General features: G+C 43.3%; 11 protein-coding genes. 6 read left to right on the top strand and 5 right to left on the bottom strand.

Annotated features, from left to right (window positions below; genetic code table 11):
- The first annotated feature begins 70 nt into the window (after positions 1-70).
- Positions 71-6259 (top strand): SGNH/GDSL hydrolase family protein, encoded by a 6189-nt coding sequence (locus MKY63_RS00400; RefSeq protein ID WP_306037054.1) that lies wholly within the window; start codon positions 71-73, stop codon positions 6257-6259.
- A gap of 148 nt (positions 6260-6407) precedes the next feature.
- Positions 6408-6872 (top strand): DUF2269 family protein, encoded by a 465-nt coding sequence (locus MKY63_RS00395; RefSeq protein ID WP_235219424.1) that lies wholly within the window; start codon positions 6408-6410, stop codon positions 6870-6872.
- On the opposite strand, the gene MKY63_RS00390 is transcribed toward MKY63_RS00395, so the two are convergent.
- The 5 genes from MKY63_RS00390 to MKY63_RS00370 all read right to left on the bottom strand — a co-directional run bounded on the left by MKY63_RS00390 (position 6844) and on the right by MKY63_RS00370 (position 14041).
- Positions 6844-8004 (bottom strand): glycosyltransferase family 1 protein, encoded by a 1161-nt coding sequence (locus tag MKY63_RS00390; protein WP_036679242.1) that lies wholly within the window; start codon positions 8002-8004, stop codon positions 6844-6846. The genes MKY63_RS00395 and MKY63_RS00390 overlap by 29 nt on opposite strands.
- Positions 8005-8156: 152 nt before the next feature.
- A complete protein-coding gene (locus MKY63_RS00385; protein ID WP_036679244.1) occupies positions 8157-8999 on the bottom strand; it encodes a sugar phosphate isomerase/epimerase in 843 nt (280 codons plus the stop codon).
- 17 nt (positions 9000-9016) lie between these two features.
- Positions 9017-10117, bottom strand: coding sequence for a mandelate racemase/muconate lactonizing enzyme family protein (locus MKY63_RS00380; RefSeq protein WP_036679245.1), 1101 nt, complete (start codon positions 10115-10117; stop codon positions 9017-9019).
- 13 nt (positions 10118-10130) lie between these two features.
- On the bottom strand, positions 10131-11585 hold the full coding sequence (locus tag MKY63_RS00375) for a GDSL-type esterase/lipase family protein (RefSeq protein WP_036679431.1): 1455 nt from the start codon (positions 11583-11585) through the stop codon (positions 10131-10133).
- A gap of 110 nt (positions 11586-11695) precedes the next feature.
- Positions 11696-14041, bottom strand: a complete 2346-nt coding sequence (locus tag MKY63_RS00370; RefSeq protein ID WP_076098493.1) for a helix-turn-helix domain-containing protein — start codon at positions 14039-14041, stop codon at positions 11696-11698.
- 180 nt (positions 14042-14221) lie between these two features.
- Between MKY63_RS00370 and MKY63_RS00365 the strand changes: the two genes are divergently transcribed.
- The 4 genes from MKY63_RS00365 to MKY63_RS00350 all read left to right on the top strand — a co-directional run bounded on the left by MKY63_RS00365 (position 14222) and on the right by MKY63_RS00350 (position 19489).
- The gene (locus MKY63_RS00365; protein WP_051491060.1) at positions 14222-15739 is read left to right on the top strand and encodes an extracellular solute-binding protein; all 1518 of its coding nucleotides are present in this window, start codon (positions 14222-14224) and stop codon (positions 15737-15739) included.
- Positions 15740-15927: 188 nt separating this feature from the next.
- Positions 15928-17484 (top strand): extracellular solute-binding protein, encoded by a 1557-nt coding sequence (locus MKY63_RS00360; RefSeq protein ID WP_036679248.1) that lies wholly within the window; start codon positions 15928-15930, stop codon positions 17482-17484.
- Positions 17485-17617: 133 nt separating this feature from the next.
- Complete coding sequence (locus MKY63_RS00355; RefSeq protein ID WP_036679252.1) at positions 17618-18592, top strand: sugar ABC transporter permease; 975 nt, start codon at positions 17618-17620, stop codon at positions 18590-18592.
- A 21-nt stretch (positions 18593-18613) separates the two neighbouring features.
- Positions 18614-19489, top strand: coding sequence for a carbohydrate ABC transporter permease (locus MKY63_RS00350; protein WP_036679255.1), 876 nt, complete (start codon positions 18614-18616; stop codon positions 19487-19489).
- Positions 19490-19524 lie beyond the last annotated feature (35 nt).

The following is a 19524-nucleotide window of genomic DNA, read 5'->3' as shown; positions in this document are numbered from 1 at the left end:
CGTTTACTACAACAGGGCTAGATGCGTACTAAGTTCTTTCAATCATAAGAAAGCGGGTGAAGCACGGAAGATGAAGAGGAATAAACTTGGAAATAAAATATTTATGGTGTTATTGTCGTGGATCTTCATTTGTTCATCAATACTTCCATCTACAACATTTGGGGGGCAACAGGCCAGTGCAGCTTCAGGCCCAATAACCTTGCAATATGATTTTGGAACAGCAACAAGTCCTGTTATGAGTGGTTATACAGGCGTGCATGAATCTAAGTTATATACGAATGAGCTAGGGTATGGTTTAGATCAGGCGGTTGCTTCGAGGAATCGTTCGGGTGGAGACGGTATGACCAACGATTTTGTATTGGGACTGTCCTATTCTTTTTTGGTGGATCTTCCTAATGGGGATTACGATGTGACTGTATACTCAGGAGATTTACTAGCGGGTACAAGTACAACCAAAACTACGATTACTTTGGAAGGTAGCACGGCTGGGTCGATAAGCAGCAAGCAAGCTGTAAATCAAGCTACCTATCGGACGACTGTTCAAGATGGTCAACTGACCGTCGGCATTACGGGTACAGGGGTTGGCGGATATTTAAATGGACTAATTATTCAGCAGATTGTACCAGGTCCATTGAAAGCCCCTGAGGGATTAGTGGTTCATAATATCACTCCCACTGAGGTATCTCTGGGGTGGAGCAGCGTGACAGAAGCAGTCTATTACAATATTTATCGAACGGTTCTTCCTAGTGGAACTCTTCAAGCCATAGGTCAAGTTGCAGCTAACAGCTACGTGGATTCAGACGTAAATGAAGGCAGTGGCTACATTTATAATGTGTCAGCTGTAAATAGAAAGGGTGAGGAGTCTGCTTTGAGCGCATCTGTGACAGTAGACAAAATTCCGGGGGTAGAGGTTCCCGCAGCACCAATCGGTCTTTCAATTGTCAGTGTAGGTGTAAGTTCTGTTCAACTGAGTTGGAACAGTGTGGCTGGAGCAAACCGCTATACGATCTTAAGGTCTGATTCAGCAGATGGAACATTCCATGAGATTGGTCAGTCAGAGAAGACGACATTTACGGATGCCTCAGCGGATACCTCAAAACGGCAATATTATGGGGTGAAGGCAGCCAATGACCAAGGAGAATCAGAGCTATCTGATAAGGTGGAAAGCGCTGTGTATACGCCTCCTGGAACTTTGCCAGAAGGGGATGTTTATTCCTTTGATTTTGGCCCGGGTGCTGTGGCTGAAGGTTATCTTAAGGTAGATGCAGGGGTATCTTATTCCTCTGAGGTTAAATATGGATTTACAGATATATCGAAAGTAACTGGGGTAGACCGAGGAACCTCAGATCCTTTGCGATCAGATTTTGTGGTCCCTAAGGATGCTACCTTTAATGTAGATTTACCGAATGGCGACTATACTGTGTCACTTATCGCTGGTGACAGCGCCGGAGATACAGAGATTGGCATCAAAGTCGAATCCATTCAAAAAGTTCAACAGACGAGCAAAACAGCAGGCCAGTACTTGGAAATGAGCTTTGACATCGCTTTGGTGGATGGACAAATGAACTTGGTGTTCTCTGGCACTAAGCCTAATATCAATGCACTGGTGATTACTAAGCAGCCAGACCGTCCTGCTAATGAATTGCCTACGGTTTATATTGCGGGTGATTCAACTGTGCAGACTTATGATCCTTATTGGATACCACAGGCAGGCTGGGGACAAATGATTCCTGATTTCTTTAGCGAGGAAGTAACGTTTAAGAATCACGCTATCGGAGGCCGCAGCTCTAAGTCATTTATTGTCGAGGGAAGGCTGGATGAAGTCCTGCGTAAGATCCAACCGGGTGACTATTTCCTTATCCAGTTTGGTCATAATGACGCAACGATTAGCGTTCCAGACCGATATGCTTCTCCAGCCGATTACAAAGTTTATTTAAAAACTTATGTCAATGGAGCTAGGCAAAGAGGAGCAACTCCGATTCTGGTGACTCCCATGGGCCGCAGAGATTATAATGCCGCGAGTGAAAAATTTAATGTGAGCTTTCCAGAATATGTGCAGGCTATGAAAGAAGTAGCAAGTGAGTTGGATGTTGACTTGGTCGATCTTAGCGCACTCAGTGTAGCTTATTACAATTCTATCGGTTTTGCAGCTACACGCTCTGTATTCCTTCACCTCGATGCAGGGATATATGGTGCTTTCCCAAATGGCTCGACAGACGATACTCACTTTCAAGAGTACGGAGCCATTCAAATGGCCCGTCTGCTGGCCAAAGGAATAGGGGAATTAAATATTCCACTCTCCAGCTTTGTGCAGGACATCAAACAGCCGGAAACGGTGCCAGCGAAGCCTGAAGGACTTGTAGCTGGGAGTATCAGTAATGCAGGTGCAGTACTGAAATGGAATAAAGTAGAAGGTACAGATATCTATAAAATCTATCGTAAGCTAGCGGCAGAAGCCGAATCTGCTTATACATTAGCGGGAACTTCAACTGTCCCTTCATTGACATTAAGCGGGTTGGTTGAAGGTCAAAGCTACTCGGTAAGAGTGACTGCAGTGAATGGGCTAGGAGAGTCTGAGCCTTCAGATGAAGTGAAGCTGACTACGAAATCCGCTCAGTATCGTTATGATTTCGGACCTGTTGGTTCACCCGTTGCTGCGGGTTATACGGAAGTGAATGTGAATGTCCTATATACCCCAGAACGAGGATATGGTTTGACCTCGAGTGCAGGGATGATTGATCGGGATCGGGGAAATGCGACGGACGATCTGCGCAGAGATTTTGTGATTTATTTTGGAGGATCGTATGAATTCAAAGTTGATTTACCCAATGGTTATTATTCTGTTAAGACTTATACAGGAGATTGGATTGGATCTGCCAAGACGAATGTAGCCATTGAAGGCAAAGATTACGGAACAGTCTCCTCAGGTAAGGAAAATATTGCTGAGAAGCTGTATAACCAGATTACTGTCAAAGACGGGCAGATGAATCTTGTCTTTAGTGGCACAACCGCTCATCTCAATGGGCTGGAGATCACACCGTTATTATTAGCCCCAACGAATCTGAAACTGGGTAGCCTGGATTTAAACAGTGAGCCTATTACAGCTAATCTTTCTTGGGACAGTATGGAGGGGGCGCTGAAATACCGTATATATCGTCAGGCTACGGTTGCGAATAGTGCAGAGCTGCTGGACGAGACAATAGAGCCGTTCTACACAGATACCACTGCGGATATTGGTATGGAATATATCTATACGGTAACTTCGGTCGACAGCACGGGACTGGAATCCGTAGGCTCTAATGCGCTAAAAGTGTCTATGATTGATCCCTCCGTAGCAAAAGCACCCGTACCTAGTGGTCTAGCTGTACAATCTACGAACAAAAATGATGTGACCTTTACTTGGAATGAGGTAGCGGATGCACGGATGTTCAACATTTATCGTGCGAAATCCGCAGACGGTGAGTTCATCCTGATCGGCAAATCATTCGAAGCTTCGTACACAGACATGACCGTTCTGACTACCATTCCTTACTATTACAAAGTAGCCTCGGTAAATGCAGGCGGCATCTCTGATCTATCCGCTACGTTGGAAACCTCAGCGGTGACAACTTTATACCGGAAGATGGAGGCGCTGGATCGTGCGCCTGTAGCGGTTAAGACAGATGAAGGTGTGTATATCAGCTGGCGGATGTTAGGTCTGGATCCGGAAACGATAGGATTCAATCTGTATCGTGGCGATAAGAAACTAAATGATTCGTTGATTACTCAAAACACGAACTATCTCGATATTACAGGCAGGGAGGATGCCAAATATAGAATCACATCAGTAATCAATGGAGTCGAGAAATCTGCTTCGGAACCATTCAGCGTATGGCAGAAGCAATATCTATCGATCCCTTTGCAAAAGCCAACAGATGATTACACCAAGGATGGTCAACCGTATACGTATAGTGCGGGAGATGCAAGTGTAGGTGATTTGGACGGTGATGGTGTATATGAAATCATCATGTTGTGGTCACCTTCGAACAGCAAGGATAACTCTCAAGCTGGGTATACTGGACTTGTCTATATGGACGCTTATAAATTAGATGGAACTCGCTTATGGCGGATTAATTTAGGGCCTAATATTCGTGCCGGTGCACACTATTCTCCATTCCTGGTATATGATCTGGATAGTGATGGACGTGCCGAAATTATGATCAAGACGGCAGATGGCACAGTGGACGGTCAAGGAAAAGTCATTGGCAATGCCAGTGCAGACTATCGTAACAGTTCGGGTTATGTGCTGCTGGGCAATGAATATTTAACGGTGTTCGAAGGGGCAACAGGCCGGGCCTTGGATACCGTGGATTATGATCCGCCACGTGGAGATGTTGGCGCTTGGGGGGATACCTATGGTAACCGTGTAGACCGCTTTTTGGCAGCTGTAGCTTATTTAGACGGCGAGCAGCCAAGCGTGATTTTTAGCCGCGGTTATTATACTAGAACTGTACTTGCAGCTTACAATTATCGCGAGGGCAAGCTCGAGAAAGTATGGCGTTTCGATTCTAATGATGAAGGATATGGAGACTTCGTAGGTCAAGGAAACCACAATCTTTCTGTAGGAGATGTGGACGGCGACGGTAAGGACGAAATAACCTTCGGTGCGATGGCAATCGACGATGATGGGTTGCCGCTGTATAATACAAAGCTTGGCCATGGTGATGCAATTCATTTCGGGGACCTTGATCCTACCAGACCCGGGCTGGAAGTCTTTGATGTTCATGAGCATACCGATTCGAAGTATGGGATTGAAATGCGTGATGCAGCTACAGGAGATATATTATGGGGTGTGTTCACGGGGATTGATACTGGACGGGGGATGTCAGCGGATATTGATCCGCGATATGCTGGCGAAGAGGTATGGGCTGCAACGATCACCAATGAGGAGCATATACCTGTTACGGGCCTATACAGTGCGCAAGGTGAACTAATTACTAAAAAACTGCCTTCCTCCACGAATTTTGGTATTTGGTGGGATGGTGATCTTTTACGTGAATTACTGGATGCTAATCGAGTGGATAAGTGGGACTATAGCAATCAGACAACGGTTAACTTATTGACGGCTGTAGGTGCTTCTTCAAATAATGGCACCAAGGCGAATCCAAGCTTGCAGGCAGATCTGTTCGGGGATTGGCGTGAAGAAGTGATCTGGCGGGCAACGGACAGTTCTGAACTACGGATCTACACAACAACGGATATGACAGATTATCGTATTCGCACATTGATGCATGATCCGATCTACCGCCTGGCAGTAGCTTGGCAAAATGTAGGCTATAATCAACCTCCGCACCCTGGATTCTTTCTTGGTGAAGGGATGGAACAACCAGCGGCTCCAAAAATTCAATATGTAGGCTCACCGGGAGAAACTGAAGATACTACACCACCTACGATTTCTGGTTTACCTTCTGCTCAAATGAGTGAAACGGATGTATTGAAGGTGCAGGTCGTAGCGGAAGATCCAGAGTCTGGTATTCGCAGTCTGGATATTACTTTTGATGGTAAACCTGTCGTTTATGGAGATGAGATTCCACTCACAGAACTTGCGGGAGCGCATACGTTCATCGCAACAGCCATTAATAACGCTGGACTCTCAACGACAGAACAAGTGATTGTGGTCGTAAGTGGACCTCAGAAGGCTACAGGTGTTCCGGGGCAATGGGTTCTATCCAATAATAATGGGCAGGATACAGGACTTTTGGACGGGGATTACCAAATCACAATGAATATGTGGTGGGGCAATAATGGTACGGTCTACAAGCTATATGAGAATGGTGCCTTAATCGACACGCAAACCTTACGTGATGATTCCCCAGCTGCACAGACTGCAGTGACTAATATTACCGGAAAAGAAAACGGAACCTACACCTATACGGCTGAGCTGACCAATTCTTTTGGCACAACGGTGTCTGCTGCTCATGTGGTTATCGTGAAGGATGCTGCACCAGCTAAGCCGGTGTTGTCCAATGACAACTGGGATGGCGATGAAGAGTATAAAGTGACTATGAATTTATGGTGGGGGATGAACGGCAAAGAGTATCGCTTGTATGAGAACGGAATACTGATCGATACTAAGACTTTAACAGCAGGCACCCCAAACGCACAAACGGCATCTACTTCTATTACTAACCGTTCTCCAGGCGTCTATGAATACCGGGCTGAGCTGTTGAATGATCAAGGGGTAAATGAGAGTGCTATCATGAAAGTTACGGTAAAATAACTGAATATTTGTTAAAAAAACGCCTAAGTCGGTAATATCCGGCTAGGCGCTTTTTTTAGATTATCTAAGATTTAAAAGATTCTGCAAGACTAATTCTCCTATCTGCCTCATATGAATCTAAACAACGAATGATAGGGGGATTGTAAATATGGATTTGACGCATATGATCTCAAAGCTTGTGGTAGTTATACATGTTATAGCATCCATAGTGGGAATTGGGCCAGCTTTTGTGCTGCCAATACTGACAAGCTCAGCCAAGACAGGCAGTCAGCTTCGTTTTGTATTTGGTCTTATGAAGAAAATAAACAGATTCCCTAAGACAGGTGGGGTCACCCTGATCGTTACAGGTATTTTGTTAATGATCATAGATAAAATGGGCTTGTCGGTGTTGTGGTTAAATCTGTCGTTATTATTTTTTATCGTGATCGAAGTGATTATTATTGGAATGGTTGAGCCCCGATTGAAAAAGCTAACCCAGCTCGTAATGACCAGCGAAGGGGAGGAAATCCCTGAGGGTTACACTACCGCTATGAACAAGATCGCTCCCCTAGAAGCGGCGGTTCATGTGCTTACTATCGTCATTATTATATTAATGGTAGTAAAGCCGGTATAAGATCATAACGTCTATTCTCAATGATCTCTTCATAATCGCGGATGAGTCCATCAAAAATATTCTCCCAAGAGCGGCCGAGTGCCAGCTGTCGACCTTCATGTCCCATAGCAGCTAGCTTTTGAGGGTGCTCTATACATGCACAAATCTCACGAATAAAAGCATCCGGGCAGCGGGACTCGACAATCATTCCTGTGCGGCCGGGTGTGACCAGATCCTTCACTCCACCTTCATTTACTGCGAGGACAGGCAGTCCTGAGGCCATAGCCTCAAGGACAACATTACCGAAGGTTTCCGTACTGGAAGGGAAGACGAACAGATCTGCTGAGGCATATAATTGGGCAAGCTCATCACCATGTTTATAGCCTGTAAACGTGACATTATGGGGCGCCTGTGCCCGCATTTCCGGCAGAAGGGGGCCGTCTCCTACGACCAGCCAATGAACCTGAGATTGCATAGATTCGGGTAATTGCTGCATGGCGAGAGCAAGGGTGTTTATATCTTTTTCAGGGGCGATCCTTCCCACATATAGAAGCAGTAACGGTGCGGTAATTCCGTAGCGCTCACGGACCTCATGGCTGCGTTTTTTGGGGGTGTACTGCTGGCAGTCGATGCCTCTGGACCACAGCTTCAGGCGATGAAAGCCTTGAGCTTGGAGGGAATCGAGGGTTTCGTAGGATGGTGCAAAGGTGGCATCGCAGGAGCGGTGGAACCACTTCATGTATTTCCAATAGAGCGGAGCAATTTTTTTCATCCGGTAATATTCAAGATAGCGGTCAAAATGGGTATGGTATGAGGCGACATGGGGCAAGTCATGTTTTCGCGCATAACGAAGGCCGCAGAGATCGATATTGAACGGAGTTGCCATATGAAGCAGATCGGGACGAAAAGCTTTCAGCTCTGATTGGATAGAGGACATATTGGGCAGTGCGAGTCTACATTCGGGGTATAAGAAAAAGGGGATGCTGGTAATGGGACGTATGGGATCGGCATAACTGTCTTCAGGAGCAGATTTCGGTGAGAAAAGCAGATGTTCAATACCACGCCCTTTCAAATGAGTGGTTAATCGTTGAAGCGTACGTGAAACTCCGTTGGTTTGCGGAAGAAATGTGTCCGTGAATAAAGCAAGACGCATGGAACCCCTCCCAGATACTCTTGATGCCCTGATCATAACAGGCGATTATTTGATGGAGGTCAAACGGATGTTAAACAGAATATAAAAATCCACTGCACCAAGTAAGGTAAAGAGGTGTGCAGTGGATTTATTAGTTTTAATGGGATGAAGCCCTACAGGGATTCGTATAACTGTTGCAAAAAGGTAATGCTTTCTCCTAAATGTGACTCAGGAGTGCTTTCCAGGATTCCTTGAATATGAGGACGTTCATATTTCATATAACGAAGAATCGGCTCAAACTCTAGCCACCCTTGACCTACAGGGACAATTTTTATAGCTCCATCTTGGACGATAAAGTCTTTTAAATGAATGATAGCAATTCGATTTCCTAAAAGCTTCAAAGCCTCCATAATAATAGCTTCTTGATGCAAGTAATTTGTAGGTGACATTAGATTTGCGCAATCCAATATGACCTGAAGATTGTTAGAAGGGACTTCATCCAGAAGTCGGCGGGTTAAGGGCGCGGTGTACAGCGGATGATGAAGTCCTGCTTCGATTCCTACCGTCACACCAAAACGTTCGGCCTCCGCCACCATGGCCTTAACTGATGTCACCACCTCTTGGAAGGCTTCTTCTGTAAAATTATCTGTGGTATACCCAAGTCCCACACTTCCGGTTTCCGTACCTACCAGACTAGCGCCAAAATCTCTGGCCAAGCGCAGGTGGGTATTAAACGCGGCTAATGCTTGTGCCCGTTTGTAAGGATCGGTATCTACAATGTTTACATAGCAGCCCAGAACCGCAATCTGAATACCTGCCTGCCTAAAGGCATTGCCATAATAGCTGGCTGTTCCAGGGCTTATAGCCGTCAGACTAGGGGCACTATCAGGAAAAGATTTCTTAAGTGCAAACTGGATATGAGTGAAATGATAGGACTTAATCTTCTCAATTAACTCTTGCAATGGAACTTGTGTGAAATCATGTGCTCGAACACCTAGATGAAGGGGAATGCTCATATGATCGATCGCTCCTATTAGTATTGTTGTTTGTGAGGTGCTAATTTGTCCCAGTCAAAGGTAACGCCAGTGCCCGTTACTTCAGGCGCTACTGCCATCCCATTGTCTTTGTTAATCACTAGCGGACGTGTAGTGTATTGATCGATAGGGAAGCTATGCATTTCGAGATAACCTGCATTTGGCATAGCTGCTAACAAACTAACGTGTAATTCCTGCATCCCATGTGTGGAAACGGAAAGGTTATAGGCTTGTGTTAAGTGAGCTACCTTTAACCAGCCCGTAATTCCGCCTATATTGGAAGCATCAGGTTGAGGGAAATCAACATGACCATATTGCAGCATGTGATGGAATTCGGTTAATGTGCGCAAGTTCTCTCCGCCTGCAACGGCCATTCCTGTTTCTTCAGCAATCCGTGCATAGCCGGCATAATCCTCCGGAATCGTTGGTTCTTCTAAGAAAAGAATGTCATATTTCAAAAATTCACGTGCGGCTTTTATCGCTTTTTCCACACTCCAGCTCATATTGGCATCGACCATAAAGGCTACATCCGGGCCGACCAATTGGCGTACCGCAGCCACTCGTTCCACATCTTCAGCTAATGTTTTTTGGCCTAGTTTAATTTTGACAGCCTGGAGGCCCATATCTAAGTATTTTTGATTGTTGCGCAGGAGCTTTTCTAATGGGAAATTCAAATCAATCGCTCCACCATAACATTTGACCTCATTGCTTGCGCCACCCAGAAGTTTGTAGAGAGGTTCATCTGCTTTCTTCGCACGTAAATCCCATAACGCAATGTCACATGCCGCAATGGCGAAGCTCGCCAGACCCCCGCGAGCAACATAATGTATTCCCCAGTTCATCTGCTCCCAGATACTTTCCACACAGCTGGCGTCTTTGCCAACTAAAATATGTGTTAATTCATTAGCAATTAGTGAGCAGATCGCTTTGCCGCCAAATCCGCCAGTATAGGTATAACCTACACCTTCACGACCTTCATCCGTTCTAATTTTGACAATGGGTACTTCAAAATGAGTATGCAAGCCGTGTTTAGCATCCTCCATGATTTCTGGCAAAGGGATACGATAGTACTCTGTAATAACTTCTTTAATTATAGACATCTGTGATCACTCCTTATAAAAGTTGTTGTAAGTTTGATATAGGGGAGGCTGTATTTTGTTTAAGTGCTTGAACCACAAGTTTAGCAATTTGCTGGGCACCTTCATCCGAGAAATGAGTATCATCCGTAACTCCATTGGGGTAATTGGGATGTGTTTTCTCTGGTAAGTGCATGAATAACTTCTTGGATTCTTCTTCGCCTAATGAACGATAGAGCGCTTGCGAGGCTGTGAAAATATCAAGTAGCGGAGTGTGCGTTTCTTCAGCCACTTGTCTCATTACCTCGGGATAAGCGCCTACAGCCAACGGGTCAAGCTCTCCATCGGCGTTAAAGCGGCGGCGACTTACAGAGGTTAACAGAATCGGAGTCCCCCCTAGCTGCCGAGCTGCATCTATATATTGAATTAGATTGTGGCGATATTCAGTTTCAGGATCGGTGTAACGTAATGGATCATCTTTTTTCTCATCGTTATGTCCAAATTGAATAAACAGGTAGTCGCCGGGTTGAAAGTCTTTTTTGATGGCATCCAGGCGGCCGTCTGTTATGAACGATTTGGTGCTTCGACCATTAATTGCACGATTCTGGATTTGAATAGAAGTCCCAAAATAACTTTGCAGGTATTCTCCCCAGCCAGTCATAGGTTTTTCTCCAGCGCCTTTAATAGCCGCAGTGGAATCGCCTGCAATAAATAGTTGTTGTCTCATAAGGCCTTCTGCTCCTTTAACGTATTGATGTTCCCTTAGCCAGTTCTCAGCAAGGGAAAGCCATTGCTGGCAATGAGGGTGTTCTTTAGCAAGCCCTAAACCATGCCGCCCTTCTTCAAAGATATGTAATTCAAAAGGAATTCCCTGATTAGACAGGGCAGAGGCGAACAACAGACTATTCTCCACGGGAACGCTGGCATCGTTTGCTGTTGTCCAGATAAAGGTTGGAGGTGTGAGTGAATCCACCTGGGCTTCTGAGGAAAAGGAGTCAAGCTCCGCTTGTGATGGGTCGTCTCCAAGAAAATGTAGCCGGCTTCCCTTATGCGAATGGGACTCTTGGAAAGTGATTACAGGATAACCTAACAGAAGAAGATTTGGTTTCTCTGCTCTAGTGGTAGAAAAGATGGAAGCTAAGTGTCCTCCAGCCGAGAATCCAATCATCCCTACTTTGTCTGAGATCACATTCCAAGCTTTGGGTGCTTCCCTAATCCATTTGAGAGCTTCCTCAACATCATTTAACAAAGAAGAGACGTTGAAGTCTCCGACCTGATAATCTAGTACACCTGCATGAATACCTAGACTGTTTAGCCATTGAGCCACAGGTTCTCCTTCATGTTTGGCTAAGTGCTGATAACCTCCACCAGGCAATACCAATATAAAAGGACGGGGTTGATCCGTCTCGAGCGGATAGAGGGTGAGTAGTGAGGTTTCCTGAGAAATCTCATCTTGTTCTACACGGTTAGTATTTAGTCGAAAGTTCAACATTGCGTTCAAATTCCTCCCTAAATGGTTATATGCACACGTTAACATATTTTCCGAAAAAAAGAGAGACTCTTTTTTTTTAGATTCGACCTTGAACGATTATTTTGTGATTTTTACATAGATTCGTCAAATGTTGGTTTGGATTTAGTGCCTGTATTGTTATCCCGGTACTGTCCAGGGGTCATCCCTTCCTGTTTACGGAAAGATCGAATGAAATTCTGAGAATTGTTGTATCTTAATTTGGCTGCAATATCTTTGATCGGCATATCGGTTTCCTGCAGCCATTTTTTCGCCATTTTAAATCGGTACATCGTTAAATATTCGCTGAAATAGTATTGGGTCTCCTTACGGAAGACACTGCTGATATAGTTGGCGTTGTAATGCAGCCGAGAAGCGCATTCTTCCAAGGTTAGATCTGTATCATATTCATGTTGGATCAGATCAATGATTTTCTCAGAGATGTTTTGGTATTGGGCATTTTGCCTGCTGATAAAAATTTTGATCATCGGGTAAATGACCATGCTCCAGAACCAATCCTCAATCTCAGCCACGGTATGAAGGTCATGCAATTCCTCAAAAATAGAGCCATTAGCATGATAGATCTGATTTAAGCTAATGCCCGATTCCTGCATCATAATGAGCAAGTTATTGAGTAAGCGGGTCAACGGGATTTGATATTCCTGTGGTGAAAGCTCAAGGGCAAAAATAGATTTAAAAAGCAAATGAATCAGTTCCTTGGCTTTATCCGTTTCAGCCAGCTTGATAGCATCCATTAGATCGTTTTCTTTATGCGTAGGGTAGTTCAAGTTCAGATAATGTTTGCCGGAGTTAATGTTCTCATATTGAATAATAACGCCTTTGCCAAGCTTAATGCGATGTTTCAGTGCTTCTAGACCTTCTCTGTAGGCGATGGCTAGTTTATCGAAGGCGTTGAAGGGAAGGCTCAGCCCAATACTCACCTGCACCTTTAGATAATTATTTATTTCTTGCTGCAGCTTCTCCGTTAACGAATACAGTGTCTTATGAAAAGACTGGGTATCGCAGTCTGAACTGCCCAATAATACGACTACCGCATGGTCCATGATTACAGGAGCCAGCCGTTGTTCAGGACAGATTAACTCTTCGATCATATTGTGGGCAGCGAACAATAAGAGGCTGAGATCTTTTTTCTCATAGCTGGAATCCTCGGCATAATCAATAGACAACGTAATTACTGCCATGGTTTTCCATTCTTTAAGCTGTGTTTGGTAGCCGAATTGCCCTAATTCTTCGAGCAAATCACGTTTCTTAACATTTCCGTGGAAGGCATTGATCAGAAAAAACGTTCGCACCTGCTGAAAGTGTTGCCGGACTTCTTTTTCCAGCTGTGATTTGGATTGGAACAAAGAATGAACTTGTTCTCCTATAATCTGAAATTCATTGCGATGTCTCGATTTAATATCCGGTTTGCGTTGGCCCATCTGATTAAGCAGTCTTTCGATAGGGGTGTACATACGTCTGGAACCGATCCATGCCAGAAGAATGGAGAACAAGAGCATAATGGTGCACACGATTATCGTAAACATCCCGATTTTATTGGACTCCTTCGTCAAGCTTTCCATAGAAGTAACCGATAGATAAACCCAGCCATTTAACTGAGAACGCATGAAAGTGACGGAGTAATTCTTTTTATTGATCACAGTCTTGAACTGTCCGGATTGTTTAGAAGGATCAGAGATTAAAGGGACTTCTTTAAATCCGCCTTGCTCTTTAGGTTTTCCGATTAAGCTGGTATCCGGATGGAGCAGGAAGCGGCCAGCTTGATCCAGAACGATAATGTCATCGAGTGGCTGCACATCTGAATTAATGAAATCCTGAAGACTGCAGACCGGAATATTAGCTAGGGCAAGCCCATATTTTTGCAGCTTATTGGTGGGAAGCTTTTTGATAAGACTAATGCTGTAATTGCAGCCAGTGACGTTAATGCTCTCCTCGCTATAAAATAAGGACGACGGATTCAAAATCCATGAAGTATCGTCAGCTATATTCATTAGATTAGAGAGTTGCGCGTGGTTTTTGTATTCATTCAGACGGTAGACGCCCGAATTTTTGATCATCCAGTTCTGCTGCTGATTGAGCAGGATGACATCCTCCAGTTTCGTATCGAAGGATTGCATATTGCGGATTTCGTTTCTTAAATCATTATATAAAATGAAATCGGTTTCATTTAAAGGGTTATTTAGTGCTTTTTTTAATACACTAGAGTTGATCACTTGGTTTAATGTTTGATTGACAGTTGTTAACTTATGTTCTACATTTGAGGTGATTTGTAATATAAGTTCCATTTTACTGTTGTTTACGTTCTTTTGGATCTCATTAGATGATGTGAAATAGGAAAAAGAACCGATGAATATCACCGGCAACGTGCTAATTACAAAGGCAAAAATCGTTAATTTACTTAAAAAGCTTAATGGTCTCACGGGGCTCAGCACCTTTACTTATGTAGAAGTAGACACTTGTTCTTAGTGTATGAAACCTGGTGGAAAATAACAATAATCATCTCGTTCTGCAATAATCATTAACCCTAATTATGACTACAAAATGGAAAATCTTCAAGCTGTAGGGTGAAAATCCTTACAATACCTTAGGAGGCTGTAGAAATGTTTAGACAATTTTTGTGTAGAAGGGCAACGTTTTGTTTCTGCTTATTTTTCATGCTTGTTTTCCCTATGTTAAGCGCTTGCAGTGATGGAAAGTCAGCTGGTTCTGTACTGCAAGAAGCTCGCCCGAACATCTCGATCTTGGCACCCCTTCATTTTCCACAGCAGCCTTCAAAAAAGATTATAGCTGAGATTGAAAGATTAACAGGGGTGGAGCTTGATATCACGTGGGTGCCTGAGGGTGTTTATACCGATAAAATGAACACGGCGTTGACCACTAATTCCTTGGGAAAAGTCACCTTTGTGAAGTTCTCAGATTATAATCTGGTGAAAAACGCCATCCGTTCTGAAGCATTTTGGGAGATCGGCCCATATCTTCAGGAGTTCCCCAATCTTAAAGCACTGGACCCCGCTATTCTTAAACAGACCGCTGTAGATGGAAAGATCTACGGCCTATATACAGAACGCCCTTCCTCCAGACAGGGTGTCATTATACGTAAGGATTGGCTGGACAATCTTCATTTAAGCAATCCACAGACCTTAGATGATCTATATGAAGTAATGAGGCAATTTACATATAACGATCCGGATCAGAATGGCAAACAAGATACCCTTGGATTAGTCGATCGTAATGATCTTGTTTATGGTGTATTTAAGACACTAAGCTCTTATTTTGGCACACCAAATAATTGGAAGCTAGAGAATCATCAATTTGTTCCGGAATTCGTAACAGCGGAGTATATGAACACAATGAATTTTATGAAGAAATTATATGATGAAAAAATCATAAATCAGGACTTTGCTCTTACCAGTAAAGAGGTTCAACGCGATAAATTCATTAACGGAATCGCTGGTGTGTTTATTGGCAGCATGACTGATGTGCAGCGGTTGTCAATTGAAGCTCAAGCATACAATCCAAAGGCTGAACTTACCCTGATCAATCGTATCGGGGGGCCTGATGGATATAAAGTGTGGTCTATCCCCAATTACAACGGACTGTATCTCTTTTCCAAAAAGTCCATTGCCACAGAGGAGGAGCTTCGGCAGGTGCTTGGATTTTTTGATCGGACCATGGATAAAGATGTAGCCAATATAATGATGTATGGCTTTGAGGGGCGGCATTATAAGCTTGAAGGCGGCAAGATTATCCTTCCCGAGGAAACCTCACAACTGCGGGTACAGGAAGTGAATCCGCTATATGCTTTAATGATCGCGGACATTAGTAATAAAAACATTATGGAAGTGGCTCAGAAGGAGCAATTAACCTCTCTAGCAGATCAGCTGAGTAAAGATAATGAATCTTTTCTGGTCGATGACCCGACAGTTTCTCTGAGCTCATCTACTTTTGATGAGAAGAATATGGAGTTATCTACAATCATTGTGGATGCTACATATAACTATATATTAGGTAATATTACCGTCGAGGGATTCCAGCAAGAGGTTGAGAAATGGAGAGCTCGTGGAGGCAATCTTATTATTAAGGAATATGCTGAGGCTGAGTTTGGGACAGAAAAGTAAATAGGTTAAAAAGGTTTTGATCCACTGCGGATAATGCGGTGGATTTTTTTGTGCTGCGATATCACGATAATCATTTGCTCAGATCCCTTTCAGAACGCGCCGTTATGGGGAAATGATTGTTTTCGTAACCTTGCCGACGATGTAACGTGGAACTCGTAACCAATACAAATTATGGAGGTCAAAATGGTATGAAGAAGAAATCCTTCACCATGTTGTTAACAGCACTGTTAACATTCAGCACATTGTTAGCTGGATGCGGTGGTAACAACAATAACAAAGAAGAAGCAGCAGCCCCAACTACAAGTGCAGAGAACACTACGAAGGTGGAAGAGACTGAAGCACCTAAAGAGGAACCTACAGAAATCAAAATCATGCTTCCATTGAATACATCAGAGACTCCGCCTGATACGATTAAGAATGAACTAGAGAAATTGACCAACACGAAGCTGACTTATCAATTTTTTCCGGCTGATACTTATGAAGAAAAACTGAATTCATCTTTTGCAACGGGTTCATTGCCGCAAGTAACATATTTGAAGAATCAGACAACCTTCATTCAGATGAAAGAAGCGATAAAAGACGGACAATTCTGGGAAATCGGTCCACTATTAAGCGAATTTCCGAATTTGAGCAAACTGAAACCAGAAATTCTTAATAACACGAAAGTAGATGACAAGCTTTATACCCTATATATCGGGCGTCCACTTGCACGCCAAGGGATCATTTACCGCAAAGACTGGGCAGATAAATTAGGACTTGCTGCACCAGCTAATGTAGATGAATTATTTGAAATGGCTAAAGCCTTCACAGAACAAGATCCAGACGGTAATGGAAAGAAAGATACTACCGGTATTATTGACCGTAATGAGTTGACCTATGGAGCTTTCAAAACTGTTTCGTCTTGGTTCGGAACACCGAATACCTGGGGTGAGAAGGATGGCAAATTAGCGCCTGAATTTACCTTCGATGAATATTTCGACACAATGGATTTTTTCAAAAAAGCTCGTGATGGCGGATACATTAATCAAGATTTCGCTGCCACCAGTAAAACGGATGCAGTAAATATGTTTAAGGCTGGAAAGGGTGGACTCTATATTGGGGGCTCCATGCAAGATATTGATTCCCTCAATAAAGATACTATTAAGAATAACCCTGACGCTGTTTTGGATGCGCATAGTATGGTTGCAAGTCCAGATGGAAAATATGCTCAATGGATGATTCCAGGCTATAACAATGTTGTCTTGTTCCCGAAATCTGCTGTCAAGGATGAGGCAGAGCTGAAGAAGATTCTTGCTTTCTTTGATCAAATGATGACCCCAGAAGTAGCTAATTTGATGTATTGGGGAATTGAAGGTACTCACTATACCGTTGAAGACGGTAAAGCGAAAGCTGCAGACGACAAAGAATTGATTGAACGTGAAGTAAAGGGATATAAGGACAGCGTTATCGGCGAAGCTGAAACCAATGGAATGTACGAGAACTATAACACGCTGCCAGGAAGAATTCATGCAGATCAATTGGTTCTTGAGAATGTCAAAGTTGGTGTAGCGGATCCAACAGCTGCTATGGATTCGGCTACCTATACAGAAAAAGGCGTAGAGCTTCAACAGATTATTACAGATGCAACCTATAAATATATTTATGGTCAGATTGACAAGGCTGGATTTGAGAAGGAAGTAGAGAACTGGAAGAGCCGTGGTGGAGATAAGATTATTGAAGAATACAACGCGTTATACAAAAAATAGTAACCCGTACTGGAATAGTTAAGCGACAAATTGTAGCTGAAAAGGTTGTTGATCTTGTTTCAACAACCTTTTCTATTCCTCACTGGGTTCAGAAATATCGTGTTTGAATAAAGAAGGAGAAAGGAAGAATATCATGCAGGAAGTCACCGCACAGCCCAGCTCAGCTCCTCAAATGAATCCTAAGCCTGAAATTTATAAAAGCAGCAGCGAACTGAAAAAGCGGCTGTGGAGAAATAAATGGCTCTACGTCATGCTAACTCCGGGAGTACTGTATTTTCTGATTTTTAAATATCTTCCAATGTACGGATTAATTATCTCATTTCAGGATTACAAACCCTATCAAGGGATCAACGGTAGTGATTGGGTAGGGATGAAGCATTTCAGCAGGTTGTTCACAGAGCCGGATTTCTTAAATATATTAGTGAACACACTTATTCTTTTCGGATTAAATATTCTTATCTATTTCCCGATGCCGATTATTCTTGCCCTGATGTTAAATGAACTTCAAGGCAGCTTTTTCAAAAGAACCTTTCAGACGATCTTCTATTTGCCCCATTTTCTGTCATTGGTTATCATCGTCTCCATTTCTTATGTAATGGTCACGATGGATGGAGGGATTATCAACGAGCTGCTTGTCTATTTTGGCTTTGAACCAATCAATTTCCTGCTTAATCCAGGGTGGTTCAGGCCCATGTATATTATTCAGGTGATTTGGAGAGAAGCAGGTTGGGGAACGATTATTTATCTAGCTTCCATAGCTGCGATTGACCCAGGGCTTTATGAAGCATCGCGTATGGACGGAGCTGGAAGACTTAGACAAGTCTGGCATATCACTCTTCCAGCGATTAGAGGCGTAATTATTACATTATTTATTCTGAAAATTGGTTCCGTTCTTGATCTTGGATTTGAACATGTATATCTGCTACTTAACTCCATGAATCGAGAAGTTGCGGAAATTATCGATACGTATGTATATACTGCTGGTTTGAGACAAGGGCAGTTTAGTTACAGTACAGCTATTGGATTCTTTAAATCGATTGTAGGCTTTGTAATGGTGATGATGGTGAATAAATTATCCAAGAAAATGGGAGAAGAAGGCGTTTATTGATATTTTGTGGGAGGAATCGAAATGGTAGAAGATAAAACAATCAGTGGTAGAATCTTTTCTGCTATAAACTTTACGCTGCTTGCGATCATTGCTTTAATTACTGTGCTTCCCCTTGTTCACGTTGTAGCAGGCTCTTTCACAACGAGTGCAGAACTAGCTTCTAGCAAATTTGTACTGATTCCAAAGGTATGGAGTCTAGAAGCGTACAAGTTCATCTTTTCGACGAATACAATATTTAAAGCCATGGGTGTTTCCATTGGTGTCACGGCAATTGGTTCTATTTTTAGTTTGTTTATAACTTCTTTGATGGCCTACGCTCTTACCAGAAAAGATCTAGATGGTCGTAAAGTGGTTAACTTCATGGTTGTGTTCACCATGCTTTTTCATGGTGGGATGATTCCAACGTTCCTCGTGGTGAAGGAATTAGGACTAATTGACACGTACGCATCACTGATCCTACCGTCAGCGATTAGTGCCTTTAATATGATCATTTTGAGAAACTTTTTCCAAAATATACCTGAAGGTTTGGAGGAATCGGCCAAAATTGATGGTTGTAACGATTTTGGAATATTATTTCGGATTGTATTGCCACTATCCTTACCTGCGTTAGCGACTATCGGATTGTTCTATGCGGTAACGTATTGGAATACCTACATGAATGCGATTCTGTATTTGAATGATAGTGCGAAATGGCCAATACAGGTTCTGCTCAGACAAATTGTCGTCCTTGCCAGCGGTATGGATCACAGCGCTACACTGGATGCTGCTGTTCCGCCGCCAGATCAATCAATTAAAATGGCTGTTATCGTTGTAGCTACCTTACCAATAGTTTGTGTGTATCCGTTCCTGCAAAAGCATTTTGCCAAAGGTGCCATGTTGGGTTCTATGAAGGGCTAGCAAGAAAGAGAGAGACTATACTTAGGGGAGGAGCT

Origin of the sequence: Paenibacillus sp. FSL R7-0189 (genome assembly GCF_037969925.1) — a bacterium.
GTDB lineage: Bacteria > Bacillota > Bacilli > Paenibacillales > Paenibacillaceae > Paenibacillus_AQ > Paenibacillus_AQ odorifer.
Note: the sequence above shows the minus strand (reverse complement) of the source record. Positions and strands in the feature narration are given on the sequence as shown.